General features: G+C 43.2%; 15 protein-coding genes and 2 tRNA genes. 10 read left to right on the top strand and 7 right to left on the bottom strand.

Features of this window, described 5'->3' with window-relative positions; all coding sequences use genetic code 11:
• Window positions 1-75: 75 nt before the first annotated feature.
• Together N4A56_RS06115 and N4A56_RS06110 are read left to right on the top strand one after the other, a co-directional pair.
• On the top strand, window positions 76-648 hold the full coding sequence (locus N4A56_RS06115) for a DUF4125 family protein (RefSeq protein ID WP_295545790.1): 573 nt from the start codon (window positions 76-78) through the stop codon (window positions 646-648).
• 18 nt (window positions 649-666) lie between these two features.
• Window positions 667-1620 carry a DUF4037 domain-containing protein gene (locus N4A56_RS06110; RefSeq protein ID WP_295545788.1) on the top strand — a complete coding sequence of 318 codons (954 nt, stop codon included), beginning with the start codon at window positions 667-669 and terminating at the stop codon, window positions 1618-1620.
• Between the two features lie 242 nt (window positions 1621-1862).
• Here N4A56_RS06110 and N4A56_RS06105 read toward each other — a convergent pair whose 3' ends face one another.
• The gene (locus tag N4A56_RS06105; protein WP_293670643.1) at window positions 1863-2474 is read right to left on the bottom strand and encodes a TetR/AcrR family transcriptional regulator; all 612 of its coding nucleotides are present in this window, start codon (window positions 2472-2474) and stop codon (window positions 1863-1865) included.
• Between the two features lie 751 nt (window positions 2475-3225).
• On the opposite strand from N4A56_RS06105, the gene N4A56_RS06100 reads away from it, so the two are divergent.
• Complete coding sequence (locus tag N4A56_RS06100) at window positions 3226-3705, top strand: SycD/LcrH family type III secretion system chaperone (protein ID WP_295545785.1); 480 nt, start codon at window positions 3226-3228, stop codon at window positions 3703-3705.
• A 109-nt stretch (window positions 3706-3814) separates the two neighbouring features.
• Window positions 3815-4624: a hypothetical protein gene (locus N4A56_RS06095; protein ID WP_295545783.1), complete on the top strand. Its 810-nt coding sequence runs from the start codon at window positions 3815-3817 to the stop codon at window positions 4622-4624.
• A 178-nt stretch (window positions 4625-4802) separates the two neighbouring features.
• On the opposite strand, the gene N4A56_RS06090 is transcribed toward N4A56_RS06095, so the two are convergent.
• From N4A56_RS06090 to N4A56_RS06080, 3 genes are read right to left on the bottom strand one after another with little or no spacing between them, the layout of a single operon-like run.
• Window positions 4803-6041 carry a sigma-54 dependent transcriptional regulator gene (locus N4A56_RS06090; protein ID WP_295545781.1) on the bottom strand — a complete coding sequence of 413 codons (1239 nt, stop codon included), beginning with the start codon at window positions 6039-6041 and terminating at the stop codon, window positions 4803-4805.
• Between the two features lie 20 nt (window positions 6042-6061).
• On the bottom strand, window positions 6062-6493 hold the full coding sequence (locus N4A56_RS06085) for an ATP-binding protein (protein WP_293670639.1): 432 nt from the start codon (window positions 6491-6493) through the stop codon (window positions 6062-6064).
• Window positions 6494-6497: 4 nt separating this feature from the next.
• The gene (locus N4A56_RS06080) at window positions 6498-6833 is read right to left on the bottom strand and encodes an STAS domain-containing protein (protein WP_295545777.1); all 336 of its coding nucleotides are present in this window, start codon (window positions 6831-6833) and stop codon (window positions 6498-6500) included.
• 175 nt (window positions 6834-7008) lie between these two features.
• Between N4A56_RS06080 and N4A56_RS06075 the strand changes: the two genes are divergently transcribed.
• Window positions 7009-8910, top strand: coding sequence for a SpoIIE family protein phosphatase (locus tag N4A56_RS06075; RefSeq protein ID WP_295545774.1), 1902 nt, complete (start codon window positions 7009-7011; stop codon window positions 8908-8910).
• Window positions 8911-8985: 75 nt separating this feature from the next.
• Here N4A56_RS06075 and N4A56_RS06070 read toward each other — a convergent pair whose 3' ends face one another.
• From N4A56_RS06070 to larB, 3 genes are all read right to left on the bottom strand, one after another.
• Window positions 8986-9966: an arginine N-succinyltransferase gene (locus tag N4A56_RS06070; RefSeq protein WP_295545772.1), complete on the bottom strand. Its 981-nt coding sequence runs from the start codon at window positions 9964-9966 to the stop codon at window positions 8986-8988.
• Window positions 9967-9968: 2 nt separating this feature from the next.
• Complete coding sequence (locus N4A56_RS06065; protein ID WP_295545769.1) at window positions 9969-11057, bottom strand: ABC transporter substrate binding protein; 1089 nt, start codon at window positions 11055-11057, stop codon at window positions 9969-9971.
• Between the two features lie 377 nt (window positions 11058-11434).
• Window positions 11435-12181 carry a nickel pincer cofactor biosynthesis protein LarB gene (gene larB, locus N4A56_RS06060; RefSeq protein ID WP_293670634.1) on the bottom strand — a complete coding sequence of 249 codons (747 nt, stop codon included), beginning with the start codon at window positions 12179-12181 and terminating at the stop codon, window positions 11435-11437.
• Window positions 12182-12336: 155 nt separating this feature from the next.
• Between larB and N4A56_RS06055 the strand changes: the two genes are divergently transcribed.
• The 5 genes from N4A56_RS06055 to N4A56_RS06035 all read left to right on the top strand — a co-directional run bounded on the left by N4A56_RS06055 (window position 12337) and on the right by N4A56_RS06035 (window position 16330).
• Window positions 12337-12411, top strand: a tRNA-Gln gene (locus N4A56_RS06055).
• A 166-nt stretch (window positions 12412-12577) separates the two neighbouring features.
• Window positions 12578-12655: transfer RNA gene (locus N4A56_RS06050), tRNA-Glu, on the top strand.
• 872 nt (window positions 12656-13527) lie between these two features.
• Entirely contained in the window at window positions 13528-14961 is a 1434-nt protein-coding gene (locus N4A56_RS06045) for a lipid II flippase MurJ (protein ID WP_295545765.1), read from the top strand.
• Window positions 14961-15776: an aldolase/citrate lyase family protein gene (locus N4A56_RS06040; RefSeq protein WP_295545762.1), complete on the top strand. Its 816-nt coding sequence runs from the start codon at window positions 14961-14963 to the stop codon at window positions 15774-15776. The genes N4A56_RS06045 and N4A56_RS06040 overlap by 1 nt, the downstream gene beginning before the upstream one ends.
• Window positions 15776-16330, top strand: a complete 555-nt coding sequence (locus N4A56_RS06035) for a sugar transferase (RefSeq protein ID WP_295545760.1) — start codon at window positions 15776-15778, stop codon at window positions 16328-16330. The genes N4A56_RS06040 and N4A56_RS06035 overlap by 1 nt, the downstream gene beginning before the upstream one ends.
• Window position 16331: the final 1 nt, after the last annotated feature.

The following is a 16331-nucleotide window of genomic DNA, read 5'->3' as shown; positions in this document are numbered from 1 at the left end:
GTGCGGCATTCAATTTTCGACTGTAAAAGCTTTGTGCTGCGTAGACAGTATTAATTTTCAGGAAGGTATCGAGGTATGCAAACCACTCCAAATAGAGATGAGATGATTAAGGACGTAATCGAGCGCGAACTGGTTATGTTTTTAAATACTAAAAACGAAGGCGGAACTGCTTCCTGTCAAGAAGATCCGGACATGTTTCGCAAGTGGCGCTGGATGACATTTTCTGTGCTTTCCGATGAATACATTGCTTCATACCATGAAGATTTGATTCAGGCAGAGCGTATGGGGCGTAACTTAATGACTGAAAAGTACGCACGTATGGATAATCTTATTCCGTGTGTGTCCCCGAACATGGATAAGGTTCGTGCAATTACGGCGATAGAACGTCAGTGGATGCAGGAGCTTTTCCAAGAATTTCCTTTCCTTTTTCCTCAGTCACTCGCACGTTTTGACATGTATTTTCCAGCAGAGATGGAAACACTGTCCGAACGGAGTCTCGATTTATACCGCCAGTGTGTAGATACTGCGATGCAGAAAGGCGAAAATTTAGCACGTACCCGTTATGCTAATTTCTATGCAGACATGGGAATGGGCACTTTAGAAGAATTAGAAAGCCGTTTGCGTGCTAAAATTCATCAAAGCTCATAGAGTAAAAGCGAGCTACCTATGCAGGGATTAGAGTTATCCAGAGCTTTTTATGATGAAGTTGCTGCACCAATGTTGCGGAATGAGCTGCCAAGCTACGTTAATCAAATGGCGATAGGCTTGGTTGGTGAAGGCTCCGAATGCTTCGGTTTTGATGATGAATTGTCGCGAGATCATGACTGGGGTCCGGGTATATGCGTGTGGGTTCCGGAAGCAGTAGCTGGAAAGATTGAGCCTTTGTTGGAGCCTGTTTTTGCCCGTTTCCCAACGACATTCAGGGGGGCGACGGTGCGTATGGCTCCTAAATTCCGTAATGGTCGTGTCGGGTTGTTTACCATAGAAGGCTTTTACAGAAAGTTCATTAACAGCAGCCAGCCGTTATCAACTTGGCAGCAGTGGTATACTGTTCCGGAGCATTTCTTTGCAGTAGCAACAAATGGAGAAGTGTTTAGCGACCCATGCGGTGAGTTCTCTGCTTTCCGTCAAACGTTGCTGGATTTTTATCCAACAGATGTCATGAAGAAAAAACTTGCTGCCCGTTTCGCCACGATGGCGCAAAGTGGACAGTACAACTTGCTGCGTGTGTTGAAGCGTAATGATACAGCGGCAGCGCTTCTTGCCTCTTCTCGATTTGTTGAATCAACAATCGGGGCATTGTACCTTATGCAGGGTAAGTACATGCCGTTTTACAAGTGGGCATTCAGGGGAATGCAAGACTTGCAGGATGGTCAACACATTGCTGCAAAGCTTCATAATGTGCTTGCGTTAAACCTGACACAGGGTGCTGATATTGTGAGCAGGGCAGAAGCAGCAGTTGAGGCTGTATGCATTGAAATGGTCGCGTTGTTGCAGAAAAAAGGGTTAAGCCGCAGTAATGAAGCATGGCTGATGGAACAAGCGGAGATGATTCAAAGCCAAATTGAAAATCCGCAAATCCGCAGTTTGCCCGTGTTGCACGGGGTGCAGTGCAGCTAATATTATTAAGAGATAATGCAAAACGGAGAAACACGTTGGTAGTGTGTTTCTCCGTTTTTTTGTGGGAAAACCTGTATAGTTGCCAGCCGTATTAACGGGCTGGACAGCCGCGTACATTTTCCAGCAAGGCTGAAGTAATCACCACTCAATATTGCCAGTGACTTTTGACCAGCCTTAGGTGATGAGAATCAAGAAGTACCTGACGTCGCGTCTTATACAGTGATTCGATTCAGTTTCGGATGTTACTGTTTTCCGGTTGCGACTATGCGCAGGAAGTGCCGTGGGATTTCCTGAAGCAGTTCACGGGCACGTTCTTCGCCAACATGGAATGTGGTTCGACCAGATATGTAGAGACTGAGTAGCCCATGAATTTGAGACCATGACATAAACATGGCATCCTCCACGCTGCAACCAGCAAAATGTCCTGCATCAATGGCACGCTTAACGGCATCTTGAACCATGCCAAGTACCGCTTCGTATCCTTTTGCAGGCATCTGACCGTCTTCTGTCAGCTGGATAGGCATGTGGAACATGAGATCGTAATATTCCCAATAATCAACACCAAAACTGCCGTATTCAATCGCAAGGTTGGATAAATGCTGAATCGGGTCAGGATCTTCTTCAAGCCTTGCTAAACGGTTAAGAAGGATTTGGTAGCCTTCTGCACGGAGCTGGTCCAGCAACTCCTCTTTGTTTTTTACATACCGATAAATCAGTGCCGGACTGTAATTTACCTTTGCGGCAATGCGTCGCATAGAAACATTGCCAACACCTTCTTTGGAAAACAATTCTCGCGCTGCATCCAGAATAAGGCGGCGTTTTTCTGTTTGTTCCGGTGTCCAATCTTTCTTCATCAAAAAAACTCCCTTTGCAGGTATACGGTCCTTATCTATGAAAAGTCTTGCGGCAGCTTCGACTCCCCTTTGTCATATGAAGCGCCATCAGTGTCTAAGGCTGATAGTATGTTACCGTATTGTCCAGTGGACTATTTCATACCGTATCTCGGTGTTATATATAGCATGCGTGGTGTCACGTAAATGTGATTTTACCGGTATATCAGTATTATAGTGGGTAAAAATCTAATCACGCAATGATAGCGGGATATTAAGAAAATTCTTCGGTGAGTGCCCTCAGCTACCTATTGTTTAGGACTATAGAAGATGGGTAGTACACAACATGATTGTAGTAACGCGTGAGATTAAAAACAGTCTACAGTAAAGAATATATTTTTTACTATGTTGTGATTTTTTTGAACAGTAGGAAGGGTGTTAAGGCGTAATAATGGATAAATGTATTGATGAATAACTGTATGGAATTCATGTGCGTTTGTGTGGAACGCCCCGTAGGCTATTCAAGTGCATGTAAGAAAGAACCTATTTGTTGTAATAGGTTAAATTTATATAGAATATTTGGCTATCATCGAAAAGAAAAAATATAAAACAACATCTGAAGGATATGTAGTATATCTAAGTGTCGTGTTTTATATGTAGCTTGTAATGTTGTATGGTTAAACCATGCAGTAAATTTATACTGTAATTGTTGAAGTTTTGCTGTGCAGTAAACGCACTGCAAAGAGTAAGGCAGTACACAATGTAGGAGGTACTTTTGCCTCAACATAGTAAAGATGAGCAGCATGTTGCAGAAAACATCGCTGATATTGCAGCACAGGCGATACAAGGTTCTGTTATTGTCAAAGAAAAGCTGGGTATTACAGACGGGCAAATGGAAGCGATGTATGCTGTAGCATTTAATCAGTTTCAAAAGGCAGCATATGATGATGCAATTCAGAGTTTTAGCCTGTTATGCTTGCTGAACCCGCTTGAATACAAATATATGTTCGGGTTTGCCTCTAGTTTTTATAAAAAAGGGAGCTATGAGCTAGCCAGTTTGTATTACGTGATTGCGAGCAAGCTTGATACAGGCGATCCCTCACCATTTTTGCATGCCGCAGAATGTATGCTTGCTATTAATGATACGAAAGGAGCTAACGAAGCGTTAGCATTGACTCTAAGTCGGATTGGAGACAGTCCGCAGTACGCCCCGTTACGAAAACGTGTTGAAAGTATGCTCGAGCGTATTGAGTAACATCACCGATCACTATGAGATACCTAGCGTTGAAGAGCAGTGCTATTGCATGCCAATTGGTTGGGTAGAAAAGGCTTGGTAACGGTCGGTTATGTAAAGGAGACATGTTGTGCCCGACGTCATACCGGATTTTGAAGCAATGAGTATTGCTGAGATTAAGCAGTGGATTTCTTTGAACCCCAAAGATTATGAAGGAAGCAAGCAGGCTTCGGCGGCTCTTGAAATCCAGAGGACAGAATCTGTGACGGGTGGTGAAACTCGTGTTGATGAAGCGGGAGAACCATCACTTATTCCTCCATCTGGTAATCTCGATTTTTGCGGAGCTAGAGAAGTCTTTGCCCATGTAGATGAATTGCTTCATATTTTTGAGCATGAACCTGTTAGTGCTGGAAGTGAAACGCATGCGGCTATAACAGCCCTCATTAAACAGGCTTCACTCCATGTTTCCACTGCGGACGGGCAGGAAGAAAATCAAGTAAGTCAACTTGTGACAGTTGCCGTAGCGTCGCTTGTCATGGTGGTTGTCAGAGCGACATTTTCGATGTTTGCATCCCATGATGATACAACACGGCACGGTTTAGCGTATTGCTTTGATGATACAAAGCGAGATAAAATTAAAGCAGGAGTCCAAACCGCACTTACCAAGATGAGTGCGTTGCAGGAAGGTGAAATTCAGGACGATATGACGTCGCTTCAGTCTATGCAGAGACTTGTTGATGCTGCTTTTCAGGCGATAGGGGCTTTTGAGCCGTTGCCTTTTGAGCGTCTAGGGGAAGAATTTTCTGCCCCTGTGGCTGGCACTTCTAACTACGATCAATCCGGCAAAGTATTTCGGGAATCGGTACAAAAAATGAGAGAATTGCTTCGTACTTTTTATGATGCGCAAACAAAGAATGAAGAAGCAGTTTCCCGAACTTAATTGTATTTATTCAAAGTGGGTGTAGATCTGTCCTATGTAACTTGAGTGTGAAGTTTTGAATGTAATATTCAGTTATTCTCAATGCAGAACTTTCTAAATAGAATTTTTTTGTACAGCTACAGTAGATGCCGATAGCTGCGAGTTGTTTTCGAGATGATTTTGCATTGAGTTTTTACTGCTACAACTTGTAGCGGTTGAGCTTTTTTCGTAATCCTTCCCGCGAAATCCCAAGGATACGCGCAGCTTCTGACTTATTATTGTTCGATTTTTTCAAAGCCATTCTGATTAGTTGAATCTCTGCATTTCGTAGTGGCATAAGTTCAAATATGCCTGCTGCTGTAGGTTGTTGTGTAGTACTTGCTGCTGGAGCAAATTTCGGAGAAAGATCACTGATGCCAATTGTTTCATTTTGAGAAAGAACAACAGCTCTTGCTACTTCATTCTCTAGCTGACGCACGTTTCCCGGCCAGTCATATTGGGTCAGAGCGTGCATAGCTTCAGGGGAAAGTCCACGAATTTCACGTCCAATCTGCACAACTGAAGTTTCAAGAAAATGTTTAACCAGAAGTGGGATGTCGTCAGGGCGTTCCCGTAACGGTGGGATTTCTAGTTGTAGCACGTTTAATCGATAGAAAAGGTCTTCCCTGAATGTACCTTCCTTTACCATGGCTTGCAGATCTTTGTGTGTCGCTGCTATCAGGCGGGTGTTAATTGTAATGGTGTCTCTACCGCCAACCCGTTCGACTTCTCCATTTTCGATGACGCGCAAAATTTTAGCCTGACTGGCGAGTGGCATGTCACCAATCTCATCAAGAAAAAGCGTCCCGCCGTCTGCCTGTTCAAACCTGCCTACTCTTGCACTCACACCGGATGCCACCCCTTTTTCAATACCGAACAATTCACTTTCAAGAAGAGTTTCAGGGATTGCAGAGCAGTTTAGCGCTACATAAGGGTGCGAAGCACGGGTGCTTGAATAGTGTAGTGTTTTCGCCAGCAAATCTTTTCCGACGCCGGTTTCTCCGGCTAACAGCACCGTTACCGGAGCATCTGCAACACGCTCAAGCTGCTTGAGAAGTGATTGCATCTTACTGTTACTGCCAATGATGTTAACCGCTGCATACTTGTTTTGAAGGTCGCGCTTTAGCGATGTGTTTTCTTTAGCGAGCAGTGCCCGTGCCTGCTCTAGTTTGTCGCGGGTAGCTGTGAGTTCTTCGATTATTTGTTCGAGGTGAAACTCTCGAGCTTCCAACTTTACCAGCATAAGACCAAAAGCTTCTGCCAGCTCTGAAACAATCGCGGGAGTAGTTTCCGTCTGCGTTAGTTGGTAAAGATCTCGCGCTTGATCGTAGCTTCCCTGAGCAATGGAATCACATACAGCAAGTAGATGCGTAAAAACAGTAGGTTCAGTAGCGGGCATGGGTCTTCCTCATTCGGAGCTTATTCGCACGGTAAATTAAATGCTAATCGAAGTATGTTGGTATTGTTGTATCGGTTGTAAACACATGCATCACTCATGGTGCGTACAAAATGCAATCCGAGTCCGCCGATAGCACGGCGGTCGATGTCGGCGCTAATGTCTGGGGGCGGGGCGGTAAGCGGGTTGAATTCATGACTCCAGTCGTGAATATGTAGTACACACTGCCGCTTGTTGGTTCGGGCATCAGTTTCAATGCTCCATTTTATAGAAACATTACTGTTTTTGCTTAGGTCGGCGTGTTCTACAAGGTTGACTATAAGCTCCTCGATGACGAGTTCGATACGTTTAACCTGCATTGCAGGTATCTTATCATTTTCTGCTTTGCAGGAAATAAATTTATGAAGCGGAATAAGGCTTTCCAGTGATGCTGGAAGATTCAGAATGTCGCTCATAGTGTCATGCTCTCTTTGCTAATGCTGCATCGCAACTATCATAAATGGCGAACATGCTGTTAAATCCGGAAATAGTAAAAACTTCTTCAACCATTCCATGTAATTCACAAAAGCGAATCTCTCCATGTTCAGACCGGAGCTTTTTTGCAAGAACAAGAATGCTTCTGAGACCAGCGGAGCTGATATATTCAACCTTACCTAAGTCTACGACAGCGCAGCGCATTCCATTTTCAAAAAGAGCCATGCATTCATTTTCGAATTGAACTGAGTTAGCGGCATCCATACGACCGTTTACTTGTAGAATAAAGAAATCATCTTTTTGTGTGACATTAAGTTGCATACGTACCCCTTATATATGCTTTGCGGATGTTTGAATACTGTTGTAAGGGAAATAAAAGGGTAACCTTATATAATTAACCAATACTCTGTAAACATTGTTGCCAAGTATGAAATACATAAAATCGATCAGGACGCGAACAACAATTGTATTAGTGCTAATTATTGCGGTGGCTGCATTGCCATTAATATATTTAACAAGAGCAAGTGTTGTTGTTGCAATGCGTAATGCAGAAGAACGTTCTCTTTCTAATATACTTCATCTAGTAGAACTGAATATCGACAGCAGTTATTCTCGTCTGCTTTCTTCCAAGTTTACAACTGTAACAGAACGAAAAGCAAATTTACGTCAAACAGCTGTTCGCGTCAGTACTTTTTTAAATGAACTTCCAGACAGCAATGTCAATGCTGCTGTTAAAATGGTAAATTCATTGAATAGTGTATCTAAAAATACGACGCGTGTTTTTCTTTATGATACCAAAGGGGATTTAATTTCCGGTCTTGTAGATATAGATGCGAAATATTCTCTTTGTAATATACAAGATATGAAAGATCGAGACCTTGCACAGGTCGCTGTTCCAGAGAATTTACCGCCTGATGGCGAATTTACTGTATTTCAACATGCACGTTCTACAGAGAAAGCAAAATCGTTAGTGTTCTTTTTTCCGATGGTCAGTAAAGGATGGTCCATCGGAGTGTTTACCTCGCTGGCAGATATTCAAGCTGCCGCAGACGTGCAGCTCTCTAAGCTAATTTCATCGCTTGCTGCCACATTCTCCAAAATATCTGTATACGAAACGGGCTACATCACACTTTTTTCCGGTACGGGAGAGGTGATGATTAATACATCATTGCAACAGCCGGATACATCTGTGCAGGCGGCGATTATTAACGCTGCGGGTAGCGGACATCGAACTATGACCATTAATGATCCGGTAGCTGGTGAAATAGAGTTCCGATTTGTATATATACGTCCGCTGGACTGGTACGTACTTGTTGCAGCACCAGTTGCAGAAATTCAGAAGCCTGCCTACACGCTGTTTAATCAGCAAGTAGCAATCATTTTTTTTATTGCTATTTGGGGCTTTCTTTTTGCCTTATTTATTGCACAGCGTCTGATAAAACCCATAGAGATGTTATCAAACTTTGCACTGCGCTTGCCCCGTCAGGACTTCACAGAGCAAAATGTTATTAACGAACTTACTGCTGAGTTGCCTGTCAAACGTACTGATGAAGTTGGTGACCTTGCACGCTCTATCCGTTTTATGTGTGAGGAGCTGAACGAAAGCGTATCTACCATGATGGCTGCGACGGCTGCCAAAGAACGTATTCAAAGCGAACTTGTTGTTGCTCGTGAAATTCAGGAAGGAATGCTGCCCAAAACATTTCCTGCCTACCCTGATCGTAATGAATTTACTTTGTATGCTGCTCTTGATTCCGCAAAAGAAGTTGGAGGCGATTTATATGATTTCTTTTTTGTGGACGATGACCATCTTTGCCTTGTTGTAGGTGATGTTTCAGATAATGGCGTGCCAGCTGCTTTGTACATGGCTGTTACGGTTGCGACGATTCGCTCGACAATGCAGGAAGGCGTACCGGTGCATGTTGCGATGGAAAAAATAAATGATGTATTAAGTCAGGACAACCCTCGCAGTATGTTTGTTACTCTGTTTATTGGAGTATTGCATGTGCCTACTGGCACAATGCAGTTTGCAAGCGGTGGTCACTTGCCACCTGTGCTTGTGCATAATGGAAAGCCACACAACGTACACGGTGTCAGCGGGTTAGTTGTTGGTGGTATGGAAGGTAGTACGTACACGTCTTTTGAATTGCAACTTGAGAAAAATGACACCCTTTTTATCTACACAGACGGCGTGACTGAAGCTATGAATAAGCAAAAAGAGCTCTATGGTACTGATCGTCTTTTGGCTTTGATGGAAGCAAAAAGTTCATTACGTCTTGGTGACTTGTTGTATGAAGTCCGGAAGGATGTTGATGCCTTTAGCGACGGTGCACCTCAGTCGGATGACATCACGATGCTTGTACTTCGATATAAAGGCTCTGAGCAGAGCTTTTTGTGATGTCGTTGGCATCCATCCAGTTGAAAAAAGGAAGGCTCCCGCCAATCCAGAAACGGGAGCCTTGCGCAGCTGCATTTAGCAGCGCGGGGCAATGAAAATTGATCCACTGTCTGCTGCCCGCAGGGCATCGCATATATTGTTGCGAATAACAGCTGTTCCGTTTTGAAAGCCGCAGTGTGTCATGGCTCCGTAGAACTCACCATTTTTCGTGAGCGTCGCCAGTAAATGCAGATTGCCTTTGATGTTCCCCTGCTTATAGGAGTACCATGCAGCTTTTTGCAGCGGAACCAGATTGCAGTATTCTGCGCTGTAGTACAAAGCACCGTCTACTGGGTCGACTTTATTTTGAAATGTGAAACCCAGCCGTTTAGAAAGGCATTGTGAGCCGCGGGAAGACAAGGGGACAGAGTTCTCACTGATACGTGCCTTGGAGCAGCCGTGCGGCAATTCGTATTCTTTTGGGAACATGTCGATAAATTCTCGATCATTGCAACATATCCGCTCAAAAGCTTCTGAAAATTCCATCCCAGTAAATTTTTTTCCAAAACAGTTCCAGAAGTAGGACTGTCCTTTTGTATTAACCTTGCCGAGCAGTTCTAAGACAAGGGTAGGCGTGAAACGTTCCGGTCTCATACCTGCATAAAGCATGCGCACATGACTCAGCTGGGAGCCTAATTTGTAATGTGTATTGCGGAACATGCTGTCTACAAGGAGTCCTCCCAGACCGCTGAAACGTCTGGTCTCAACACCTCTTCGGTATTGCTGGGATTCATCCTTATCAATAACCTCAATATAATGTTGCGGGCTGGATTCGGATATATATGACCCAAAAAGCGTAGATGCTCCGGCGAGTTTTTTCGTTGCTAAATCTTCACATACAAACTGATAGATGGATGCTTCCGGCGGCAGCTTTTCTGCAAAAGACTGGATGCTGGTTTCAATTCGTTCAGCTAAAATATCCGGCTTTGCTTGCAGGCTTAATAAAGGAGCCTGAACTGCTAAGCGACACAATTCCTGAAGGTCTTCATGTTGAGCCCCTCGCACAATAAATCGCATAACTATTCCTGTTCAGTGTAAAATGATTGATTAGAATTTGATTGATTTACGCAAGATCCGTCGATGGAAAGAAAGACCTCATCGCTGGCTGCAAGCAGATCCAGAGGGGGATTGAATCCGATTTTTTCAGCTGTCAGGAGATTTAATGAAATTTTTGGGATCGCGTTATCAATCATCGAAAGGGAGCGAGGAGAGGCTCCTTGTAAAATCTTGATAACGCGCTCCGCAAGAAATCGTCCGCGTTTTGAGAAACTAATTGTGGAAAAGCCCATCAATCCACCGCGCTTAACGAGAGGGGTTCCCTCGCGTGCAAAAGTAACCACATTGTGATCGATTAACGTATCGATAAGCGGTGTAACGTCAGCTTTTGTCCAGTCAAAGCAAAGTAAGGAGCCTATGAAAAAGGCATCAATGTTTTTGTCTAGCAAAAATTTGAGTCCTTTTTTGCAGGAAGCAGTGTTTTCTGATTCCGGCAAGTACGGATACTCAACAAGTTCGTACCCGTTTTCTGCTGCGGCAGCCCGTGCATCTTGTACACTTGAAAACAACATAGTGCTGGGGGAATTGTGGTACATAATGCCGAGCCGCTTGTACTTTGCAATGCTATAGAACACATCAAACATGCGTTTATACCGACCGGGGACAATGCGAACAGTAAAGTTGTCTACGCCTGAGTCGTGGCTGCTTTTTACAAAACCAGAGAGGACAGGGTCTGCGACCGAAAAAGCAACTATTGGGGTTTTACCGTTGTTTTTTTCTAAAATAGCAGTGGTCGCATCAGTTCCGGCAACAAGAATAAGATCAAGATCTGTTCTTTGCATCAGGGTTGCGGCAGCATTGCGTAGTTCGTCAATATTTCCCCAACCGGGGCTGAAGTAGGCATTGTCCGGTATAGTAACGGTATTATGCCAGTTCATTTTGGAGGCAAGACCGGGGTCTTTCAGCGCAGCGAGGAGGGCTTCAGCGCTTGCTGTATATGTCCAGAATGAACCAGCCTCGAGATAGCCTAACCGCATTGTTTTTGCGAAAACATGTTGTGATGGCACCATAAGCAATACACAGAAGGTGATAAGTAGAGTGAGTTTTTTCATAGAGATGAACCTGCATTCATATGAATAGTAGTGTACATTGTATAGTTAGCCATGTGTTTGCTATGCTGTTTTTTTGAACGGTGTTTACAGCCTGAAAGCAGCAAATAGCGTAGGGGTATTGCGGGAACATAGCGGGATGAAGCAACTGCTGTACCAAATTGATAGAATTTATGGAAGAAAATCCATTAGTGCAGTCTATATTGGTAAGTAGATTGAAAAAAGAGTGCTGTACCGTAATGGTTACGGGTGTTGCTTTTTTCTATGGGGCTTTTGGGTAGTAATGTGCGTGGGAATGTGCTGAACAGGTTGCCAACTTTAGAGTATCGTAGAAAAGTGCTGCCAATAAAATAGGCGTTTGTAATGTTGTTATGTTGATATCATAATGTCTTAGACGCCATGGTGTTGATGATGTGGGCTTGGTAGCCTGCACCGAATCCATTGTCGATATTGACCACGGATACACCGGGAGCACACCCATTAAGCATGGTCATAAGGGCAGCGACTCCTCCTAGCCCTGTGCCATAGCCAATACTTGTAGGAACAGCGATCACTGGTGCTGGGCTAAGTCCTGCAACAATTGTTGGCAGAGCGCCATCCATCCCAGCTACAGCAACTATTGCAGAGGCTTTTGAGAAGTCTTTTGCTGCGGTCAGTGCTCGATGTACTCCTGCCACACCGCAGTCAAAGTGCCGTATGACATTACTGCCGAGGAATTCTGCTGTTAATGCTGCTTCTTCTGCAACGCCATGATCTGATGTACCTGCATTGATGACAAGAACACAACCAAAGCGTTCTTTGTCCGCCTTTTGTACAAATAGGGTTTGAGCAACAGCGCAGAACTGTGCATCTGGAAGATCTTTTTTTACGGCGTGATAGTGTGCTTCTGTCGCACGAGTTCCCAGACATTCTCCATAGACTTCGACCATTTTTTGAAAAATAGTAGTTGTTTGTTCAGGGGTTTTCCCTTCACAAAAAATTATTTCAGGACAACCAGTTCTGCGAGTTCTGTCGACATCCAGCTGGGTGTGGTTGCTTACAAAACAGGACGTACGGCATAGGTGCAGAGCTTCTTCGGAGTCTGACTGCGTAACAGAGGTGGTCTGGCTTGTGTCTTTTGTGGTCATGGTGTGTCCTTGCTTTAGAGAAAATTGACTGAGGGTGCTATGAACTACGGTGGATTTGTAAGAAGTGCAATGCAGGGCAGGTTGAAAAATGAGTAAAAATTAAAATTCTGTATTGACAAGAAATAGCAATTTCCATAAATACACCTCTCACTTGTTGGGCTATCGTTCAATTGGCAGGACGACGGGTTCTGGCTCCGTTAATCAAGGTTCGAGTCCTTGTAGCCCAGCCATTTTTTTCTTACAATATATATAGTGTTGTTGCAGTATGGCAAACAGACAATTCTGTAAGATTAACCGAGTTTCTTTTATATAAAAATTCTTAGGTTGAGAGAGAGTGCAGATAGTTGCTTGTTGTAGGTACAACATTATTTAAAAGAAAATATATATTTTTGACGCGTCCCCATCGTCTAGCCTGGCCTAGGACACCTGCCTTTCACGCAGGCGACAGGGGTTCAAATCCCCTTGGGGACGCCACAGTAAATCAAGCACTTACGTTTTCGTAAGTGCTTTTTTTGTGTTTATTAGTTAATAGATTTAAGTTCCTTGAAAAAGATTTCACTCTATTCTCTTACCCTTCTTTTCTTCTTCTAAGCTTCCAGCTTATTACAATGATACCAGTGAATCGAGAAGTTTAATGGTGTTATCTGTTGTGTGAATTGATACTACAGAGCAACTTATGCTAATACCTCTCTCTTTTAGCTTACGTTTTTGATGTATCACATCGCTTTTACATCATTATTGCCACAATTTTTGCAGGGCTGGCTGCTGATGAGCGAAATTCGCTAATACCAAATGGTTTACCCCCAACATCTTTAGGCAATGTTTCCAGTCCGCGTATATGAGGTCGTTTGGAACTGCATGCTTTTAAGTATCTAATCTGGTTATCTGACGTTTTTACAATGAATGCGTATGAATTATGGCGTGATGAATTTGTTGTATTTATTCGGAAAGATATGGGATTGGTTGAAGAGCATGAAATAGATCGTATCTATAGCTCATTGCTGGGTAGCGTTTTTATTTTTTCGAGTTAATCAAAGAAGTTTGGAATAGTGTTAAACCTTGTATGTCAGAATTTAACATATTTTTTTATTAGCGTTCGACGCAGGTAACGCCTTGCAGTTTATGTGGTGACTTTGTAGAAGTCGGGGGGCGATTTGTAACAATGTTTACGTTTTTTCGTAAGTTCTTTGAGCTCGAGTCAGCAAAAGTTAATGAAATTACAGAGCGGTAGCTCAAGTTGATACTTCAATATATTCTTAGGAACGAATTAAGAAAGTTGTGCCATAATGATAAAAAAATTCTTGTTGTCATCTTTTGTTATAAGTTTCGGGTTGTTACTGGGGAGAATGTCTGGTTTTGTCCGTGAGACTATTTTAGCAATGACTTACGGTGTGACGGCAGAAACTGATGTTGCAGTGTTAATGCTGACCGTTCCCGATTTGTTAGTAAATATCTTAATGGGTGGGGCACTGGGAGCTGTATTGATTCCGGAATTTACACAGCAGCCGAAAACTGCTCGTAAGCTTCTGTATCAATCTTTGATGGTTCTTGGCGGGGTATTTCTTTGTGTGGCTGCTTTGCTACACTGGAAAACAGGTCTTTTGGTCGATGCGCTTGTCCCGGGCTTTGGAGCGGATCAGTTACAAAAAGCGTCAGTTGCTGTCGGCTGGGTAGTCTGGCTGATTCCCTTAACAGTACTTGCAGGTGGTGTTACAGCGTATTTGCATTCCCAAAACAAGTTTGCGGTAGCTTCGCTGGGGACATTGATCGTTAACTGTTCGATTATTATCGGATTGCTTTTGAAGTACTATGGAAAGGGCGGCTTATATTCACTTGCTCTTTTTGTGCTACTGGGGGGCGTATTGCGTTTGGGCAGTCAACTATGGCTTGTTCGCCCCTGCTGGCATCCTTTTTCGAGTTTATATCCAAAATTGCTGACGAAAGATCTGCTCACTCGGTATGGACAGGCAATGCTTTCAGGAAGCGTGCTGCTATTGTTTCCTGTGGTTGCGAGATGTTTTGCGTCATATGGAGATGCAGGCAGCGTTGCAATCTTTAATTTTTCCACGCGGCTTGTTGATTTCCCTCTTTCGATCGCTGTCACATTCCTTATTATCATTTTTTTTCCCAAATTATGCCAAAGTGCGGGTGAAGATAATGCCATGCATCAGCGATTAATTCGTTATGGTGTGCAACTTACTTTGGTTTTATCTATTTTGGCTGCAATCACGTTAGCTGAATTGAGTGAAGCATATGTTCAGCTTGTCTATGGGCATGGCAACATGGAGGCAGATAGCCTCGCTGTTATTTCTGCTTTGACTGCGATTGGTCTAGTCTCTCTTCCTTTACAGGGACTTTCTAATTTTTTGACTGCTGTTTTCAACTCTCGCAAGAATACAATTACTCCTTTGATTTTAAACGGAATAGGTTTGTTTTTATTTTTTATCCTTTGTCAGTTTAGTGTGTTAGGTACTGGGCTGCAAGCGTTGATGAAATCAATGGTTCTTAGTTATGGGGTAATATGTGTTTTGCAGGTTTATTGCCTGAAAAAAGAACGTATTAGTTTGAGTTTTATTATTTTAGATAAATCGTTTATGACAAGCTTCGTTTGTGCAGCAGCATTGATAATTGGTGCTAGTTACCAGATTCGTATTGCTGGTTTTTCGGCATTGCTTTCTTTGTTGTTGGCATGTGGTGCTGCTGTGCTGACATTGATTTCAATGGCGTTATTCAACACTGAATTAAGAAATGAAGTTAAAGCTTGGGTGAGCAATAGATAATGAAATATATTTTGATAACTAATGAACCAGATTTAGCAGAAAAAGCTGAACAATTTGGTGTTAGTCGGATCTTTATTGATCTAGAACAATTGGGCAAGTTTGAACGTCAAGGGCATTTAGACACTTTCATTAGTAGTCATTCAATGGCTGATGTTGCCAAGGTAAGGGCAAGGCTTTCAAAAGCTGAATTGCTTGTGCGTTTGAACCCGTTGAATGAAAATACCAAACAGGAAATAGACGAAGCCATTGAGGGTGGAGCAGATATTTTGATGCTTCCAATGTTTCATCACGCTTCAGAATTACGTTCTTTTTCCGAAATGGTGGGCAGACGTGCAGGTGTAATGCCGTTGCTTGAAACGTATAGCGCCACTCAAGAGATTGATGAGATTGTTACGATTCCTGGGGTAACAGAAATTTACATTGGTCTTAATGACTTGCATTTGGATATGAAGCTGAAGTTTATGTTTGAACCGTTAGCTAATGGTTTGGTCGATAAACTGGCGGATGTGGCAAAAGCAGCAGGGCTTCCTTTTGGCTTTGGTGGAATAGCTAGAGTCGGAGAAGGGATTATTCCGGGAGAACTTGTCTTGGGAGAACATTTGCGACTTGGTTCCTCGGCTGTAATTTTATCCCGTACATTTAATAGGAAAGATGAGAGCTGTTCGAAAGAAGATGTTGTTGAAACTCTTCGAGAAGAATTGGAAAAGCTGCAAGCTGCAAAAAAAGAATTGATACAGCGTGATGCAGAAAAGCAACAAGAAGATTGTTTGCGTTTAAAAAATATAGTGACAGATTTTGTAGCGCAGAGGTCGTAATGAAACGTGCTTTTGATATTTTTTCATCTGGTTGTGCCTTATTATGTTTTGCACCAATCATGCTTGTTGTGGCTGTGTTGATTAAACTGGAGTCAAAGGGACCTGTCTTGTTTAAGCAACAGCGAGTCGGTCTTAACGGTTCTTTTTTTTCCATTTATAAGTTTCGCTCTATGGTTGCGGATGCACCAGAACGCGGTCCTCATTTTACACAGAAAAACGATTCTCGAATAACTCGTGTTGGGCGTGTGCTCCGCAAGAGTAGTATTGATGAACTGCCTCAGCTTCTCAATGTGCTGAGAGGCGAAATGAGCGTTGTTGGTCCAAGGCCGAATGTTTCTGCACAGCGTGCTGAGTATACTGAAGAACAATGGGTGCTGCGTAACTCTGTGCGTCCGGGTATTACTGGTCTTGCGCAGGCGTTAGTGCGCTCAGGTGGAACAGCAGAGCAGCGTACTGCGTTAGACTTGGAATACGTTGCTAATCAGTCTTTTTTGTTTGATCTTAAAATTATTCTGCTGACAGTTAAGCAGGTATTTTTTGAGGGAGGCAACTAGC

The sequence above is a fragment of the Halodesulfovibrio sp. genome, from assembly GCF_025210605.1.
Lineage (GTDB): Bacteria > Desulfobacterota > Desulfovibrionia > Desulfovibrionales > Desulfovibrionaceae > Halodesulfovibrio.
The sequence above is the reverse complement of the archived record's forward strand: the minus strand, read 5'-3'. Positions and strand labels throughout refer to the sequence as shown.